This is a genomic window from Nocardioides renjunii (assembly GCF_034661175.1).
GTDB classification, from domain to species: domain Bacteria; phylum Actinomycetota; class Actinomycetes; order Propionibacteriales; family Nocardioidaceae; genus Nocardioides; species Nocardioides renjunii.
Map to the genome: position 1 here is coordinate 126,514 of NZ_CP141058.1, position 15,772 is coordinate 142,285.

The window sequence follows — 15,772 nt, forward strand, 5'->3', positions numbered from 1 at the left end:
GGCGGGCCGCTGACGGCGACTGGCTACGGTGGCCCCGTCAGCCGGGAACCCCGGCTGCCGGACGAGGGAGCCGTACCCGGACCGCGACAAGACGGCCACGAGGAGTCGTCATGGCATGGTTCGTGCTGGTCCTGGCAGGTGCGCTCGAGGCGGTGTGGGCGGTCGCGCTCGGCCGGAGCGAGGGGTTCAGCCGCCTCGCCCCGAGCCTGGTGTTCCTCGTCGCGATCGCGGCCAGCATGGCCGGGCTCGGCTACGCCATGCGCACGCTGCCCATCGGGACGGCGTACGCCGTCTGGGTCGGGATCGGTGCCGCGCTCACCGTGGCCTGGGGCATGGTCACCGGCGACGAGCCGGCCAGCCTGACCAGGGTGCTGCTGCTGTGCGGGCTCGTCGGCTGCGTCGTGGGCCTCAAGCTCGCCCACTGAGCCCGCCTGCTCAGCGCTTGCGGGGCAGCAGCTCCCGGTCGGCGTAGCGGCCGATCTTCCAGGTGAGGAAGCCGTCGGCCCCGGCGCCGACCACGCCGCCGACCACGGGCACGCGGCGCGCGACGGTCGTCGCGAGCCGCTTGCCGGCGATGCGGGCGATGATGTCGGTGGCGACGACGGCGGAGATCATGCCGTCGATCGACGGGTCGTGGGCCGGGGCGGTGGCCAGCGCCATCGGGGTGGTGGGGAGCTTCTTCTTCTTGACGAGGGTCTTGACCTGCTCCTCACCGAGCAGGAGCGCGAGGATCGCGTTGCGCACCCGCGGGTCCGAGAGGTCGTGACCGCGCAGGTGGGCGATCCCGGCGACCATGCGGCACTGGAGCAGCGCCAGGCCGGCGACGTTGGCTGGGATGGTGACGGCCATCGTCACGAGCCCGCCGACGTTGGTGACGAAGCCCTGCGCGCCGGCCATGCGGACGTTGTTCTCGATGACCTCGTGGATCGCCCGGTCGACGTCGCCCTTCTGCTCGGCGAGCTGCTTGTCGGCCGCCGCCGCGGCCGGGGCCAGCGGGCCGACACCCCGGATGGCGCGGTCGAGCGCGACGCGCACGAACGTGGTCGTGAGACCCGGGGCGAGCTCGGGGATCTTCGGCGCCAGCTGGCGGCTCACGGTCTGCTTGAGGCCCATGCCCCGATCGTACGGCGAGCGCGAAGGCGCTCGTCCTGCCGACCGGGTCGCTAGCGTGGGGACCGTGCCGATCGCCCCTGCTCCGACGCCGTGGGCGTTCCCGCCGCAGGCGAGCTGGGACCCCGACGACGACCTCGTCGCGCTGGGCGCGGACCTCGAGCCGGGCACGCTCGTCGCCGCCTACGCCCGGGGCCTGTTCCCGATGCCGGTCAGCCTCGCGGGCGAGGAGCACCTCGGCTGGTTCTCGCCCGTCGAGCGCGGGGTCCTGCCGCTCGACGGCGTCCGCGTCAGCCGTTCGCTGCGGCGCTCGGCCCGCGACTTCGAGATCCGCGTCGACACGGCCTTCGACGAGGTGCTGGCCGCCTGCGGCAGCCCGGACCGCGCCGACGGCTGGATCACCTCCGACTTCGTGCACGCCTACGGCCGGCTGCACCGGCTGGGCTGGGCGCACTCCGTGGAGGCGTGGCGCGACGGCCGGCTCGCTGGCGGGCTCTACGGCGTCGGCATCGGCGGCCTCTTCGCCGGCGAGTCGATGTTCCACCGCGAGACCGACGCCTCCAAGGTCGCCCTGCTCGGCCTCGTGGAGCTGATGCGCGACCACCACGCCGAGCACCGGCTCCTCGACGTGCAGTGGCAGACCCCCCACCTGGCCTCGCTGGGCGTCGTACGACGTCCGCGCGCGGAGTACCTCGAGCAGCTCGAGCGCACCCTGCGCGTCCCGCTGCCGGAGGCCCTCGGGTTGGACGACGGGTCCGATGGGCGCGAGGCTGGACCCCGTTGACGGGACGCGACCGCGTCCCAGCGAAGGGGAACCGATGACTGCCCGTGCCCGTGTCCGCCTCACCGTGACCAGCGCCGTGCTGCTCGTCGGCGTCGTCACCGCGTCCTGCGGGGGCGACGGCGGGAGCGACGGCGGCGCCGCGGGTGGCGGCGGGAACGGCGCCGAGGACAGGGGAGCCCCCACCGGCGCGACCACGACGGAGTTCTGCGCGACGCAGACCGACTTCCTCACCGGCCTCGTGCCCCGCGACACCACCCGTCCTGAGGTGCCGAGCGACGAGGAGATGGCGCAAGCGGTCAAGGCCTGGGGCGCCGACCTCGCGGAGGTCGGGACGCCCGAGGGCATCCCGGACGACGCGCGCGCCGGCTTCGAGGCGCTCGTCGAGCAGGCCGCGCAGGTCGACGCGTCGGACTTCTCGATCGAGGAGCTCGAGGAGCTCCAGGCGGGGGGCGCCGACGCGTCGGAGGAGGCGCGGAAGCAGGCCGACGCGTTCGCGACGTACCTCACCGAGACGTGCGGCAACCCCCTCGACGACATCGAGCTGCCCCAGCTGCCCCAGCTGCCGGAGACGTCCGGGTCCACCGGGTGACGACCCCCCACAGCCGTGTGTCGGCCCCCGGCCCGCGCGACGCGGCCACCCGGCCGGCGCGGGGCGAGTAGGATCTCGGCGGGAGGCAGGGACATGGCGATCACGCGCGCGGGGAGGATCTGCTCCTTCTGTGGCACGCCCGGCGGCCCCGGCACCGACCTCCCGCTGATCGGCGGGCTCGGTGCGCAGGTGTGCGGGGTCTGCATCGACGACTTCCACGCGACCATCCACGACGAGGAGGCGTTGGCCGCGGCTCGCGGCAGCTTCCCGTGGGACACCATGACCGACGCGGAGGTGCTGGCCACGCTGCCGCAGATCCTCGCCTCGGCGGAGCAGAACGTCGGCTTCGCCCAGGAGTGGGTCGACCTCCTGCGTGAGCGCAACGTCTCGTGGGCGGAGATCGGCCGCACCCTGGGCGTGTCCCGCCAGGCCGTCTGGGAGAGGTTCGCCCGCAAGTCCGGGGACAAGGGCGCGTCCGCGTGAGACGATCGGTGCGTCGTCAGGGTAACCTTGACGACGCGGGTGCCGGTCGGTCTTCACGGGGGTGAGTCCGACCGGCTCCCCCCCCTCGTCCTGACGGCCGCCCGTCGACTACTTGAGCAGCTTGGACAGCCGGCGGTCCGCGAGCGGCTTGCCGCCGGTCTGGCACGTCGGGCAGTACTGCAGGCTCGAGTCGGCGAAGGACACCTCGCGCACCACGTCGCCGCACACCGGGCACTTCTGGCCCGTCCGGCCGTGGACCGCGAGGTTCGACTTCTTCTCGCCCTTGAGCTCGCTCGCCGCGAGCCCGCTGGCACGGCGGACGGCGTCGCCCAACGTGCCGCGGATGGCGCCGTACAAGGTCTGGAGGTCGTCGTCCTCGAGGCTGTTGGCCGGCTTGAACGGCGACATCCGGGCCGCGTGCAGGATCTCGTCGGAGTAGGCGTTGCCGATCCCGGCCACGATGGACTGCATCCGCAGCACGCCCTTGATCTGCTTGCGGCCCTCCGCCTCGAGGATGCCCCGCAGCACGTCGATGGTGAAGGCGTCGTCGAGCGGGTCGGGCCCGAGGCGGGAGATGCCCTCGACCTCCTGCGGGTCGCGGACGACGTAGATCGCGAGGCCCTTGCGGGTGCCGGCCTCGGTGATGTCGAGGCCGGGCTGGACGTCGAGGTCGGGGTCGTCGATGACGACGCGCGCGGCGAGCGGGTTCTTGCTGTTGGGCCGCGCCGGCAGTGCGGGGACCTCGTCGCGCCAGCGGATCCACCCGGCGCGGGCGAGGTGGATCACCAGGTGCACGCCGCTGGCGTCGACGTCGAGGAACTTGCCGTGGCGGGTGACGTCGTCCACGAGCGTGCCGTGGAGGGCGTGGAGGGGCGGGTCGAAGGTCTTGAGGGCGCTGAACGCGGCCAGGTCGACGCGGCTGATCGCCCGCCCGACGAGGCGGCCGCGCAGGTCCTGGACGAGGGCTTCGACCTCGGGCAGCTCGGGCACGGCTCCGAGTCTAGGCAGGAACCGCTCTGGTGAAAGCCCGTGTCGCGGGTCACAATGTCCCATGGCCCCGCAGCGCACCCCCCGGACCGGGACGGTCTTCCTCGACCCCCGCGGTGACGGGCGCTCGCTGCGCGCGACCTGGCACCAGGAGCAGCAGGTCGTCGTGCTGTCGCTGTGGCGCGACAACGTCTGCGCCGGGACGTTCCGGCTTGCGGCCGACGAGGTGCCCGACCTCATCACCGTGCTGCGCCAGGGACTCGACGAGGCCTACGACGCCGCCCGCGAGCGGGTGGAGCGCCTCGAGCGGCCCTCGCAGGCGGGCTGACCCGACTCGCGCACTATCCGGACGTCTACGAATGATCGTAGACAGCCGGATACGGTGACATCGTGGACCCGATCCGGAACCCGTACGCCCCCGGCGCGGGCCAGCGCCCGCCCGAGCTCGCCGGCCGCGACGAGCAGCTCGCCGCTTTCGAGGTCGTCCTCGAGCGCGTCGCCAAGGGGCGCCCAGAGCGCAGCCTCGTGCTCACCGGTCTGCGCGGCGTCGGCAAGACCGTGCTCCTCAACGCGCTGCGCGGCGCGGCGGTGCGCAAGGGCTGGGGCACCGGCAAGCTCGAGGCCCGGCCGGGACAGGGGCTGCGGCGGCCGCTGAGCAGCGCGCTGCACCAGGCCGTGCGCGAGCTGGGTCGCTCGGACGAGGACTCCGTCGACCACGTCCTCGGCGTCATCAAGTCGTTCGCCCACCGCGACGCCGGGACGGGCGCGCGGCTCAAGGACCAGTGGAGCCCCGGCATCGACGCGCCGGCCGTGCGGGGGCGCGCCGACTCGGGCGACGTCGAGATCGACCTCGTCGAGCTGTTCACCGACGTGGGCGGACTCGCCGCCGACGCGGGCAAGGGCGTCGCCGTCTTCATCGACGAGATGCAGGACCTCGGCGCCGAGGACGTCTCCGCCCTCTGCGCGGCGTGCCACGAGCTGAGCCAGTCCGGCCTCCCGGTCATCGTGGTCGGCGCGGGCCTGCCGCACCTGCCGGCCGTGCTGAGCGCCAGCAAGTCCTACAGCGAGCGGCTCTTCCGCTACCAGCGCATCGACCGGCTGGCCCGCGACGCCGCCGACCGCGCGCTGGAGGCGCCCGCTGCCGACGAGGACGCGGCGTACGACCCTGACGCGCTCGCCGCGATGTACGACGCCACGGGCGGCTACCCCTACTTCATCCAGGCCTACGGCAAGGCGGTGTGGGACCTGGCGCCGGGCTCGCCCATCACCGCCGCGGACGTCGCGGTCGCCGCCCCCGAGGCGGAGTCCGAGCTCGCGGTCGGCTTCTTCGGCTCACGCTACGAGCGGGCCACGCCGGGGGAGCGCGACTACCTCATGGCCATGGCCGACGTGGCCGCCGACCAGGCCGCGGCCGGCGAGGTCGAGGGGGACGCCGTGCTGAGCTCCGACGTCGCCGCCCGGCTCGGCAAGAAGCCGCAGTCGCTCTCGCCGGCTCGCGACTCGCTGCTCAAGAAGGGGCTCGTCTACTCCGGCGAGCGGGGCCGGATCGCCTTCACGGTGCCCCACTTCGGGAGGTACCTGCGCGAGCGCGGGTGAAGGGCTGTGTGTGATGGCTCGCTACGCTCGCGTGTCCGCGGCTGGAGGCCCGCTCGTTCGTCGTCGCGCCCGCGGCCTCCGCCGCTTCGCTCCTCCGGCCTTGGCGCTCCTCCTGCACTCCCGGGCGCGCCGCGGACATGCCCCCGCCGGCCGATGGGGTTCTCAGCGGTGAGTGACGCAGGTTCTGACGCTCGAGAACCTGTCTCACTCACCGCTGCGGGCCGATGGGTGCGTCGAGCGGTGAGTGACGCAGGTTGTGACGCTCGAGAACCTGTCTCACTCACCGCTGCGGGCCGGGGATCACGGTCTATGCAGGCGGCTGGCGGAAGTCCCGCGGCAGCTCCTCCAGCAGCCTCAGCCAGAGCTCGGAGGCGGTCGGGTAGGACGCGACGGCGTGGCGGAGCACGTGGACGGGTACGTCGCCGGTGATAGCCACCGTCGCGGCGTGCACCAGCTCGCCGGCCTCCGGGCCCACGAAGGTCGCGCCGAGCAGCAGGCGGGTGCTCGCGTCGACCACGAGCTGCGACTCGCCGGCGACGTGGTCGCGCAGGAGCCCGGTGCCGGCGGCGGCGGAGGTGGGCACCCGGGTGACGACGACGTCGTGGCCCGCGTCGCGGGCCTCGGCCTCGGTCATCCCGACGCTGCCCACCTCGGGGTCGCTGAACACGACCTGCGGGACGGGTGCCTCGCGGTCGGGCTCCCAGGCGACCTCGCCGGAGGCGGCGGCAGCGATGCGCGCGCCCACGACGCGGGCCTGGTGCTTGCCCCAGTGGGTGAGCGGCGGCCCGCCGCTGGCGTCGCCGACGGCGTGCAGCCACTCGGGCAGCCGCCCGGAGGTGACGTCGTCCGCCGACAGCCCGACCGTGTCCAGCCCGAGGTCGTCGAGCCGCGGCATGCGGCCGATGGCGAGCAGCAGCTCGTCGGCCTCGAGCTCGCCGTCCGAGGTGGTGAGGGTGACCGCGCCGCCGTGGATGCGGCCGGTGCCGGTCGCGGCCGGGTCGGCGCGGCGTACGTCGTCCACGGACGTCCCGAGCCGCACGGTCACGCCGCGCTCGCGCAGGCCCTTCAGCACGGCCTCGCCGGCGAAGGGCTCGGTGCGGCCGAGCAGGCGGTGGTCGCGCACGACGAGGGTCACCTCGGAGCCGAGGGCGGCCATCCAGATCGCGGCCTCGCAGGCGACGACGCCACCGCCGACGACGACCAGCCGGTCGGGGACCTCGACCACGCCGGTGGCGTCGCGGGAGTCCCAGGGCAGGGCGTCGGCGTACATGTCCGGCACGTGGGCGGCGCTGCCGGTGGCGATCACCACCGCGTGGCGGGCCCGCACCAGGCGCTCGCCCTCGGCCGAGGTGACCACGACGGTGCGCTCGCCGGCCAGTCGGCCGTGGCCGCGCACGACCGCGAGGCCCGCACCCTCGGCCCAGCCGACCTGACCGGAGTCGTCGTAGCTCGAGACCCAGTAGTCGCGCCGCGCGAGGAGCTCGGAGGGGACGACCGTCGCGGTGGTGACGCCCTGCAGGTCGGCGGTGATGTCGGCGACGGCGACGGGTCGCAGCAGCGCCTTGCTCGGCATGCACGCCCAATAGCTGCACTCGCCGCCGAGGAGCTCGCGCTCGATGATCGCTGCCGTCATGTCAGTGCCCTCGACGGCGTACTGCGCCGCGTTCTCGCCGGCCGGCCCACCGCCGATGACCACCACGTCGTGCTCGAGCTCGTCCATGCAGGGGAGCCTACGCAGGCGGGTTGGCGTGGACCTTGGCGGTTCGCCTAGGATCGGACCCGAGGGGAGTACCCCACCAACGCTCGTCGGTCACTACGGCGCCTCCGCAGGCGCCCCGGCGAACGGCCGTCCTCCGGGCGGCGGGGGAGACCTCAGGACATCCATCCTGAGGAGACCCATGTCGTCCATCGCGTCCCCCACCCTGTGGCTCGTCACCATCGGCGTGGTGCTCGCCCTGCTCGTCGTCGACTTCATCGCCACCCGCCGACCGCACGAGGTCTCGATGAGGGAGGCCCTCGCCTGGTCGGCGTTCTACGTCGCGCTGCCGCTGGCGTTCGGCCTCTACGTCTGGAACGTCCACGGCGGCGACCGCGGGCTGGAGTACTACACCGGCTACCTCGTCGAGAAGACGTTGAGCGTCGACAACCTCTTCGTCTTCATGTTGCTCCTGGCGGCCTTCGCCGTGCCCGAGGTGCTCAAGCAGCGGGTGCTGCTCTACGGCATCATCGGCGCGCTCGTGCTGCGCGCGATCTTCATCGCGCTGGGCGCCGCCGCCCTGTCCCGCTTCGACTGGGTGTTCCTGGTCTTCGGCGCCGTCCTGCTCGTCACCGGCGTCAAGATGCTCCGCGACGCCGTGCGGGGCGAGGAGCACCACGTCGACGTCGGCGAGATGCGCCTGGTCAGGCTGATGCGCCGGGTCATGCCGGTGAGCGACGAGTACGACGGCGCGAGGCTCACCGTCGTGCGTGACGGCGTGCGGGCCCTGACGCCCTTCGCGCTGGTGACGGTCGCCGTGCTCGGCACCGACATCGTCTTCGCCGTCGACTCGGTGCCGGCCGTCTACGGCATCACCGGCGACCCCTACCTCGTGTTCGTCACCAACGCCTTCGCCCTCCTGGGCCTGCGCGCGCTCTACTTCGTGCTCGAGGGTGCGCTGAGCGCGCTGGTCCACCTCAGCTACGGCCTGGCGGCGATCCTGGGCTTCATCGGCTTCAAGCTGGTGCTGCACTGGGCGCACCTGGTGTGGCCGTCGGTCCCCGACGTGCCGACCCTCACCTCGCTGTTCGTCATCGTCGGGATCCTTGCCACGACCGTCACCACCAGCCTGCTCGCCAACCGGCGGCAGCGCTCGGCGGGAGGCACGAGTGGCGCAGGCAGCACGGGTGAGGTCGACGACGCGGACGGCGTGGAGGACGAGGTCGGCGTCCGCTGACCCTGCGCCCGGGCGGCGTGCGTCAGCACCAGCGGCGTACGCCGTCCGGCGTGACGTCCCGGTCGCGCAGCACCACGGGCAGCAGGTCGGCGTGGGCCGCGCAGGTGCGGGCGAAGTCGCGTGCGCGGTACTCGACGACGAGCACCTGGTCGCCGTAGGAGTCGACGTAGGCGCCGCACTCGTCGTAGCGGCCGCACTCCTCGGCGACCGCGAAGTCGAACCCGGCGGCGGTGCCGTCCCAGGTCGCCCAGTTCTTCTGCCCGGCGGCGAGGCCGACCCGGTGCGCGCGGTCGACGAGCAGGCGGGCGAAGGCCCGCGCGTGCCGGGGCTCGATGAGCCCCCGGCTGCGCGAGAACGAGTCGAGGTTGTCGAGCTCCACGGCGTCGAAGCCGTCCCGCGCGCAGCCCGCCACCCACCGGCCGACGATCCCGGCGAGGCGCTCGCGCCTGGCCGGCGTGCGGATGTCGAGGAGCCACTCGCCCCAGGCCTCGTCGACCACCAGCCCGTCGCGGTCGGCGAGCAGGAGATGGCGCTGCTGGAGCCAGGAGCGGCGGGCGTCCGGCTGGGTCTGGAAGCCGTTGACGTAGCAGACGTTGTAGCGCCCGGGCACGGGGTCCTCGGTGCGGTCGCGCACCACGATCCCGACCCGGTCCGGCACGTCCGCGGGACCGCCGAGCTGGTAGTCGAGGTCCGTCCCGGCCGGCAGGGGCGGCGGGTCGGCCGACGCCGGCGCCGCGAGCGCCAGCACGAGCAGGAGCGGGGCGAGCAGGCGCACCGGGCTCACTCGCTGGCCAGCATCGTGGCGCCGAGGCCGATCATCATCGTCCCGCCGGTCGCGCTCAGGGCGTCGAGCCGGGTCGGGCGGCGGGCGAACCAGGTGCGCGCGGTGCCGGCCGCGACCGCCCAGGCGCTGTCGGACGCGACCGCGAGCACGCCGAAGACCAGCCCGAGCAGCATCGTCTGGAGGGCGACCGGACCGGCCGGGTCGGTGAACTGCGGGAGGAAGGCGACGAAGAAGACGACGGTCTTGGGGTTGGTCGCACCGACGGTGAACCCGATGCGCACCGGGTGGCCGCGGCGCACCGGGGCGCCCGCGTCCATCGCCCGCCGGGCGTCGCCGCGGTGCCGGATCGCCTGCACGCCGAGCCAGATGACGTACGCCGCGCCGGCCACCTTGACGGCGGTGTAGGCCGTCGCGCTGGCGGCGACCACGGCGCCGAGGCCGACGGCCACGAGCACCACTTGGGCCACGAGCCCGAGCGCGTTGCCGACCACCGACAGGAGCGCCTCGCGGCGACCGACCGTCAGCGCGCGGCCGATGGTGAACAGCAGGCTCGGGCCCGGGACCTGGATGAACAGGATCGAGGCGACGAGGAAGGCGACCCACTGGCTGGACGACGGCATGGTCCCAGTGTGGCGCCCCGCCGCAGCCCGTGTCGCACCGTTTCGCGCCACGCAAAGGCGTTGCCCGGGCGCGCCGGGGTCTGGGAGACTCCGGCGCAGGGCGCCGTCCAACGCCCAGCCGACCGCGTGGCCCCAGTCCGCGCGAGGTGGCGAAGGGGAGCGGATCCTCGGGCGGTGGAGGTCCAGACCACGTCGTTCACGCCTGCTGCAGCGGCGCACTGGGGGCGCAGCGCAGTCGAAGGTGATGACGATGACCAAGGACAGTGACTTCAAACAGGTCGTGCGGGCCCGGATGGCCGAGACCGGTGAGGGCTACGCCGCCGCCCGCGCGGCGCTCGAGGCGACGCCGCCGCCCCGCGACCCGGCGTACGACCCGGCGTACGAGGCGGCGCGCGCCGAGCAGGAGCGCCTGGTCGGGCGGCTGTTCACCGCCGGGCGCATCGAGCGCGTGCCGGCCAGGCGCAAGGTCCGCGTGGCCGTGCTGCTCGAGGTGCTGGCACGGTTCGAGCCGGGGCGGGACTACTCCGAGCCCGAGGTCAACGAGGTGCTGCTCGCGGTGCACGAGGACTTCGCCTACCTGCGCCGCGAGCTGGTGAACTACCACTACCTGCAGCGGGAGTCGGGTCGCTACCGCACGGTCGGCGCGGCGCCGGTGCGGTCGGTCGTCGAGCAGCAGGAGATCCCAGCCTGGGAGGCGCACTGGCTGCCGGGCTTCCTTGCCGGGCGCTGACGCGGCAGGCTGGGCCCATGACCAGTGGCAGCCCAGAAGGCATCGATCCCGCAGTGGCACCGTCCGGCCCCGGGTGCGTGGAGTGCGACGCGGACGGCGGCTGGTGGGTGCATCTGCGCCGCTGCGCGCAGTGCGGCCACGTCGGGTGCTGCGACAGCAGCCCGGCACAGCACGCGACCGCGCACCACGAGGCGACCGGTCACCCGGTGATGCAGAGCTACGAGCCCGGTGAGGACTGGTTCTGGGACTTCACGCGCTCGATCGGTGTGACCGGTCCCCGCCTGGCCGACCCGCAGAGCCACCCCGACGACCAGCCGGCCCCCGGTCCGGCCGGCCGGGTGCCGGAGGACTGGCGGGAGCACATCCACTGACGCTGCCCCCCAGCAGCCGTTGGCAGCTCAGCACCGTGGCCCCCCGTGGGCCGCGGTGCTGACGACGTCGGTGCCCGCAGGCATGCCTGTGTCCATGGTTCTCCACTTCGAGCGGCACCCCGGCGCATCCCCACGCGCCGAGAGCGAGTACCGCTGCTTCCGTGGAGGCTAACCAGGTCGCCGACGGAAACGACAGTGGGATGACGCGATCTACGGGAAACCCACGGGATAGCGGGCGGCCGGTCCCGGCATCGGTCTGGACCAGTGCCCCGCCCGGGCGGGTGCTCGCGTGGGTGAGGCGCGCGTCGCCTGCGCCGTGCGATGCTTCCGCGCATGCGTCGTACGCCGCGCGGCCGCCGCGCTCGTGAGGACCGCACCGTGCCGCAGGTGGTCGCTCACCGCGGCAGCAGCCACGACGCCGCCGAGCACACGCTCGCGGCCTACGTCCGGGCCCTCGACGAGGGGGCCGAGGGCCTCGAGTGCGACGTCCGGCTCACCGCCGACGGGCACCTCGTCTGCGTGCACGACCGCGACCTCCGCCGTACGGCGTCCACCGCCGGACTGGTGTCCACGATGAACCTGGCCGAGCTGGACGAGCTCGACTTCTCGTCGTGGAAGAGCCCGTGGTCGGCCCTCGACGACGAGGCCCCCGACCGCGACCCCGAGGACGGCAAGGTGCTCACGCTGCGCAAGCTGCTCGAGACCGTCGCCGACTACGACCGGCGCGTCGACCTGGCGATCGAGACCAAGCACCCGACGCGCTTCGGCGGCCTGGTCGAGCGGCGGCTGGTGGAGACGCTCAGCGACTTCGGGTGGGACGGACCCGGGTCGCCGGCCCGGGTGATGAGCTTCTCTCTCAACGCCGTCACGCGCGTGCGCCGGCTCGCCCCCGACCTCGAGGTCGTGCTGCTCGTCGACAAGGCACACCACTGGCCGGTGCTCCGGCCGGTCGCCGGCGCCGACTGGGTGATCGGTCCAGGCATCCAGGCGCTGCGCGACCACCCCGGCCTCGGCAAGCACCTGGTCAAGGAGGGCCGGGAGATCCACGTGTGGACCGTTAACACCGCTGACGAGCTGCAGGTGTGCCTCGACCTCGGCGTCACCGCCGTCATCAGCGACCGGCCGGCCTACATGCTGGAGCTGCTCGGCGGATAGGTTGCCGGGTATGGCCAAGAAGTCCCGCAACCGCACCCCGTCCGCCGCCACCGCTCCCGGCGAGGTCGGCCCCCGTCAGCCCTGCCCCTGCGGGTCGGGCAAGCGCTACAAGGCCTGCCACGGTGCCGCCGGTGGCGCCGCGCCGACCTTCGTGGCCCGGCCCTTCGAGGGCATGCCGGGCGAGTGCGACGTGATCGCGCTGCGCGAGCTCGTGCCCGCGGCCACCGCCCCGCTCACGCTCAAGGAAAGCGACCGCACCGTCCGCCTGGCCACGCTCCTGCCTGGCGCGGCGCCCGCGATGGTCCGCGACTCCGGCGACATCTGGCTGGGCCTGCAGGTGCAGCACTCCTACGGCAACCCGGCGCGCGACCTCGGCGCCGTGCTCGAGGCGGCGCTGGCCACCGAGGAGGCCGGGATCGTCGGCCTGATGAGCGCCCCGGGCGAGGGTCCGACCCTGCAGGACCTGATCAGCGACGAGACCCTGGACATCACCGTCCACGACGGCTTCGACTACTGGATCGACGACATCCCCGAGCGCGACGCCACCATGGAGGCCGCCCTCGAGCAGGCCAACGGCGGGGTGATGCCCACCAGGCGGCTCACGTCGGTCGAGGCGGCCTACTGGACCAACGTCGGCACCAAGGAGCACCTGCGCTGGGTCATGCCGCACCCCGAGGACCGGCTCCTCGACGCGCTCGCCCGCCTCCACGCCGCCGGGCAGGACTCGGTGGCCGAGGGGTCGCGCTTCGTCGGCATGTTCCGCGCCCACGGCCTGCTCGCCCCGGTGTGGGACCTCCCGGTGGGCACGGGCGCCGAGGTCCTGGAGGAGCCCGCGAAGAAGTTCGCCGCCGACCTCGAGCAGGCCATGCAGGGCGACGAGCTCACTACCGCCGAGCGCTCCGCCCGCGCCGGGCTCGCCAACCGCCAGGTGACCATCCGGTAAGGATCGGCCCACGACTCCACCACGTGTCGAACACAACCGGGCCAACCATTGTGGATGCGCTCGCGAGCGGAGTAGTTTGGTCATTGCCCGGTCGTTGTTGTTTCCCCCGTCAACAACGACCGGGCTCTCACATGCCCGGACGCTGCCGGCTCGGCTCGAACGGCGGCGTCGACCGCAGCGCCGACCGGGCGGGCGCCCGGTGCGGCGCCCGACCGGCGGGGGTCAGTCCTCGGTGAGCGGCTCGCGGGCGACCGGGCAGCTCATGCAGCGCGGCCCGCCGCGACCGGAGCCGAGCTCGGAGCCGGCGATCCGGACGACCTCGATGCCGGCGTCCTCGAGCCGGTCGTTGGTCTCGTCGTTGCGCTCGTAGGCCACCGCGACGCGCGGGGCGAGGGCGAGGGTGTTGTTGCCGTCGTCCCACTGCTCGCGCTCGGCGGTCACCGGGTCGAGGCCGGTGTCGATCTGGTGCAGCGTGTCGATCTGCATCGCCTTGGCGGCCGCGACGAGGAAGGGCTCGGAGTCGCTCACGCTCAGCGTCAGGTCGGACTCGCCCGATCCGGGGTCGGCCATCGTCACGGTCACCGCGCGGAGCGTGTCGGCGACGTTGGGGTACATCACGACCTTGTCGACGTCGACCATCGTGCAGACGGTGTCGAGGTGCATGGTCGCCCGCTCCTGGGCGATCGGCACAGCCAGCACCGTGTGCGCGAGGTCGGCGTGGAAGACCTGGCGGGCCAGCCGCTCCACGCCCGCGGGCGTCGTACGCTCGCCGACGCCGACCGCGATCACGCCGGGGGCGAGCAGGAGGACGTCGCCGCCCTCGACGTGCTCGTTGTGCCAGCCGTGGATCTTGCGGGTGCCGGCGAAGCGCGGGTGCTCGGTGTAGATCAGCTCGGTCAGCTGCGTCTCGCGCTTGCGCGCGGGCATCGCGAGGCTGGTCACGGCGACGCGGTCGCGGACCCACACGCTGGAGTCGCGGGTGAAGAGCAGGTTGGGCAGCGGGTCGACGAGGAAGTCGTGCGGGTCGAGCAGGCTGGTGACCAGGCCGTGGCCGCCCCTGACCTCGTCGTTGCGGATGCCCGAGGTGAGCACGTCGGTCAGCTCGGCGGGGCTGAGGTCACGCAGGGCCTGGGCGAGGTAGCGGCGCATCGTGTCGCCGAGGTGCAGCCCGGACAGCGCGCTGGTGATGGCGTGGTTGCGGGCCAGCTCGCTCTCGAGGGTCTCGGTGAGCAGCTCGGTCAGGTAGAGGACCTCGACGCCGCGGTTGCGCAGCGTCTCGGCGAACGCGTCGTGCTCCTCCTGCGCTCGGCTGACCCACGGGATGCCGTCGAAGAGCAGCCGGTCGTTGTTGCGCGGGGTCAGGCGCTTGAGCTCGTTGCCGGGGCGGTGCAGCATCACGGTGGCCAGGCGGCCGACCTCGCTGTCCGCGCCGTGGGGGGTGGAGACCATAGGCCGGACTCTAGCGCTGCTCATCGGGACACGTGTCCGCGAACCTGCCCCGGGAGGTGGGGTGGCGGGGCGGCGCGCCGGACACGTGTCCGAGAAGCTGCCCTCGGCGGGCCGATGGCGGGGCAGCATCCCGGACACGGGTGCGTACGACGTCTCACGCGGCGTCCGAGAACCCCGGGAAGTGCGGCCGCCAGTCGTCCCTCAGCCGCAGCGGGACACCGGGCATGCGCCGGGCGAGCAGCGCGCGGTGCACCCGGCGCAGCGTCCGCAGCGGGTCCTGGAAGATGCCGGCACCGGTGACGACGACCAGCCGCCAGCCGTCCTCGTCCATGTCGGCCCGGCGCTCGAGGTCGTCGTCGTACTGGGCGACCAGCTCGGCGTGGAGCCTGCCGTTGTACTCCACCGCCACCCGTACGACGAGGTAGGACAGGTCGTAGCGACGGATCACCTCGCCGGTCGCGTCGCGCACGACGGCGTTGACCACGGGCTCCGGCAGGCCCGCGAGCACGAGCAACATCCGCAGGCGGGTCTCCATCGGCGAGTCGACGTCGGCGCGCACGAACCTGGCGGCGGCCAGCGCCTTGCGCGCGTCCTTGTGCCGGCTGCGCTCACAGGCCGCCACCAGCTTGTTCGTGTCGATCCCGCGCCGGCGGACCAACCAGTCACCGACCACGACCAGGTCGACCAGCCCGAGCTGTCCGCCGAGCTCGATGAACATCGGTACGTCGCCCGAGACCCGCACGCCGCGCTCGACGACCACCCCGGACGGGTCCCCGACGTGGCAGCGCAGCCCGCGGTGGTGTCGCCGCATCTTCTGGTGCGCGACGCTCACGTGCTCGTCGGCGATCGTCGGGATCGGCGCGCCCTTGAGGCGGGCGGCCGAGGCGTGGCTCGCCCAGGCGTCCTCGTGCTGGAGCGCGAGCGCGCCCTGCACGCGCTGCACGGCGGTGGGCGGTGTCGCCGCCGAGACCAGGACGTTGCGGAACAGCCGCCGGTAGCCGGGCCCGCGCATCACCTTCTCGGTGAGCCCGTTCTCCAGCCCGACGGCCCGGAGGAACGGCTGCTGCGGGTCGAAGGCCATGCCGCCAGCGTCGAGGATCCGGCGCTCGGGCGTCGGGCGTCGTCCACAGGCCCGCGCCGCGCGGCGTACACGTGTCCGAGATGTCGCCCTCGGAACGGGCGGCGGAGGGCAAGAACTCGGACACGTGTCCCCGGCCAGCCCCCGCCCCGACCAGCCC

18 protein-coding genes and 1 riboswitch are annotated in these 15,772 nt (G+C 73.5%); of the genes, 11 read left to right on the forward strand and 7 right to left on the reverse strand.

Going from position 1 to position 15,772, the window contains the following annotated elements; all coding sequences use genetic code 11:
• The first annotated feature begins 35 nt into the window (after positions 1–35).
• Positions 36–100, forward strand: a riboswitch (guanidine-III (ykkC-III) riboswitch).
• Between the two features lie 10 nt (positions 101–110).
• A complete protein-coding gene (locus SHK17_RS00505; protein WP_172268540.1) occupies positions 111–425 on the forward strand; it encodes a DMT family transporter in 315 nt (104 codons plus the stop codon).
• Between the two features lie 10 nt (positions 426–435).
• On the opposite strand, the gene SHK17_RS00510 is transcribed toward SHK17_RS00505, so the two are convergent.
• A complete protein-coding gene (locus SHK17_RS00510; protein WP_172268543.1) occupies positions 436–1,113 on the reverse strand; it encodes an EcsC family protein in 678 nt (225 codons plus the stop codon).
• Between the two features lie 64 nt (positions 1,114–1,177).
• On the opposite strand from SHK17_RS00510, the gene aat reads away from it, so the two are divergent.
• The 3 genes from aat (at position 1,178) to SHK17_RS00525 (ending at position 2,966) form a co-directional block, all read left to right on the forward strand.
• Positions 1,178–1,894: a leucyl/phenylalanyl-tRNA--protein transferase gene (gene aat, locus SHK17_RS00515; protein ID WP_322423749.1), complete on the forward strand. Its 717-nt coding sequence runs from the start codon at positions 1,178–1,180 to the stop codon at positions 1,892–1,894.
• Positions 1,895–1,928: 34 nt separating this feature from the next.
• A complete protein-coding gene (locus SHK17_RS00520) occupies positions 1,929–2,483 on the forward strand; it encodes a hypothetical protein (protein ID WP_322920724.1) in 555 nt (184 codons plus the stop codon).
• Between the two features lie 93 nt (positions 2,484–2,576).
• A complete protein-coding gene (locus SHK17_RS00525) occupies positions 2,577–2,966 on the forward strand; it encodes a hypothetical protein (RefSeq protein WP_172268550.1) in 390 nt (129 codons plus the stop codon).
• Between the two features lie 108 nt (positions 2,967–3,074).
• Here the strand turns inward: SHK17_RS00525 and SHK17_RS00530 are convergent, their stop codons facing one another.
• A complete protein-coding gene (locus tag SHK17_RS00530; RefSeq protein WP_322920725.1) occupies positions 3,075–3,956 on the reverse strand; it encodes an Fpg/Nei family DNA glycosylase in 882 nt (293 codons plus the stop codon).
• A gap of 61 nt (positions 3,957–4,017) precedes the next feature.
• Here SHK17_RS00530 and SHK17_RS00535 point away from each other — a divergent pair, with 61 nt between their 5' ends.
• Both SHK17_RS00535 and SHK17_RS00540 read left to right on the forward strand, forming a co-directional pair.
• Positions 4,018–4,281, forward strand: coding sequence for a hypothetical protein (locus SHK17_RS00535; RefSeq protein ID WP_172268554.1), 264 nt, complete (start codon positions 4,018–4,020; stop codon positions 4,279–4,281).
• A 62-nt stretch (positions 4,282–4,343) separates the two neighbouring features.
• A complete protein-coding gene (locus SHK17_RS00540) occupies positions 4,344–5,549 on the forward strand; it encodes an ATP-binding protein (protein WP_322920726.1) in 1,206 nt (401 codons plus the stop codon).
• A 307-nt stretch (positions 5,550–5,856) separates the two neighbouring features.
• Here SHK17_RS00540 and SHK17_RS00545 read toward each other — a convergent pair whose 3' ends face one another.
• Positions 5,857–7,269 carry a dihydrolipoyl dehydrogenase family protein gene (locus tag SHK17_RS00545; protein ID WP_322920728.1) on the reverse strand — a complete coding sequence of 471 codons (1,413 nt, stop codon included), beginning with the start codon at positions 7,267–7,269 and terminating at the stop codon, positions 5,857–5,859.
• A gap of 178 nt (positions 7,270–7,447) precedes the next feature.
• On the opposite strand from SHK17_RS00545, the gene SHK17_RS00550 reads away from it, so the two are divergent.
• On the forward strand, positions 7,448–8,482 hold the full coding sequence (locus SHK17_RS00550; RefSeq protein ID WP_322920729.1) for a TerC family protein: 1,035 nt from the start codon (positions 7,448–7,450) through the stop codon (positions 8,480–8,482).
• Positions 8,483–8,504: 22 nt separating this feature from the next.
• On the opposite strand, the gene SHK17_RS00555 is transcribed toward SHK17_RS00550, so the two are convergent.
• Together SHK17_RS00555 and SHK17_RS00560 are read right to left on the reverse strand one after the other, a co-directional pair.
• Positions 8,505–9,266 (reverse strand): endo alpha-1,4 polygalactosaminidase, encoded by a 762-nt coding sequence (locus SHK17_RS00555; RefSeq protein WP_322920730.1) that lies wholly within the window; start codon positions 9,264–9,266, stop codon positions 8,505–8,507.
• Positions 9,263–9,886, reverse strand: a complete 624-nt coding sequence (locus SHK17_RS00560; RefSeq protein WP_322920731.1) for a LysE family translocator — start codon at positions 9,884–9,886, stop codon at positions 9,263–9,265. Before SHK17_RS00560 ends, SHK17_RS00555 begins: the two co-directional genes overlap by 4 nt.
• A gap of 250 nt (positions 9,887–10,136) precedes the next feature.
• Between SHK17_RS00560 and SHK17_RS00565 the strand changes: the two genes are divergently transcribed.
• From SHK17_RS00565 to SHK17_RS00580, 4 genes are all read left to right on the forward strand, one after another.
• Positions 10,137–10,616 carry a DUF2087 domain-containing protein gene (locus SHK17_RS00565; RefSeq protein ID WP_322920732.1) on the forward strand — a complete coding sequence of 160 codons (480 nt, stop codon included), beginning with the start codon at positions 10,137–10,139 and terminating at the stop codon, positions 10,614–10,616.
• Positions 10,617–10,633: 17 nt separating this feature from the next.
• Positions 10,634–10,987, forward strand: coding sequence for a UBP-type zinc finger domain-containing protein (locus SHK17_RS00570; RefSeq protein ID WP_172268568.1), 354 nt, complete (start codon positions 10,634–10,636; stop codon positions 10,985–10,987).
• A 333-nt stretch (positions 10,988–11,320) separates the two neighbouring features.
• A complete protein-coding gene (locus SHK17_RS00575; protein WP_322920733.1) occupies positions 11,321–12,142 on the forward strand; it encodes a glycerophosphodiester phosphodiesterase family protein in 822 nt (273 codons plus the stop codon).
• Positions 12,143–12,152: 10 nt separating this feature from the next.
• Positions 12,153–13,085, forward strand: coding sequence for a DUF5926 family protein (locus SHK17_RS00580; RefSeq protein ID WP_322920734.1), 933 nt, complete (start codon positions 12,153–12,155; stop codon positions 13,083–13,085).
• A gap of 222 nt (positions 13,086–13,307) precedes the next feature.
• Here the strand turns inward: SHK17_RS00580 and SHK17_RS00585 are convergent, their stop codons facing one another.
• Together SHK17_RS00585 and SHK17_RS00590 are read right to left on the reverse strand one after the other, a co-directional pair.
• Positions 13,308–14,534 carry an arginine deiminase gene (locus SHK17_RS00585; RefSeq protein WP_172268577.1) on the reverse strand — a complete coding sequence of 409 codons (1,227 nt, stop codon included), beginning with the start codon at positions 14,532–14,534 and terminating at the stop codon, positions 13,308–13,310.
• 154 nt (positions 14,535–14,688) lie between these two features.
• Positions 14,689–15,615: a hypothetical protein gene (locus SHK17_RS00590; RefSeq protein WP_322920735.1), complete on the reverse strand. Its 927-nt coding sequence runs from the start codon at positions 15,613–15,615 to the stop codon at positions 14,689–14,691.
• Between the last annotated feature and the right edge of the window lie 157 nt (positions 15,616–15,772).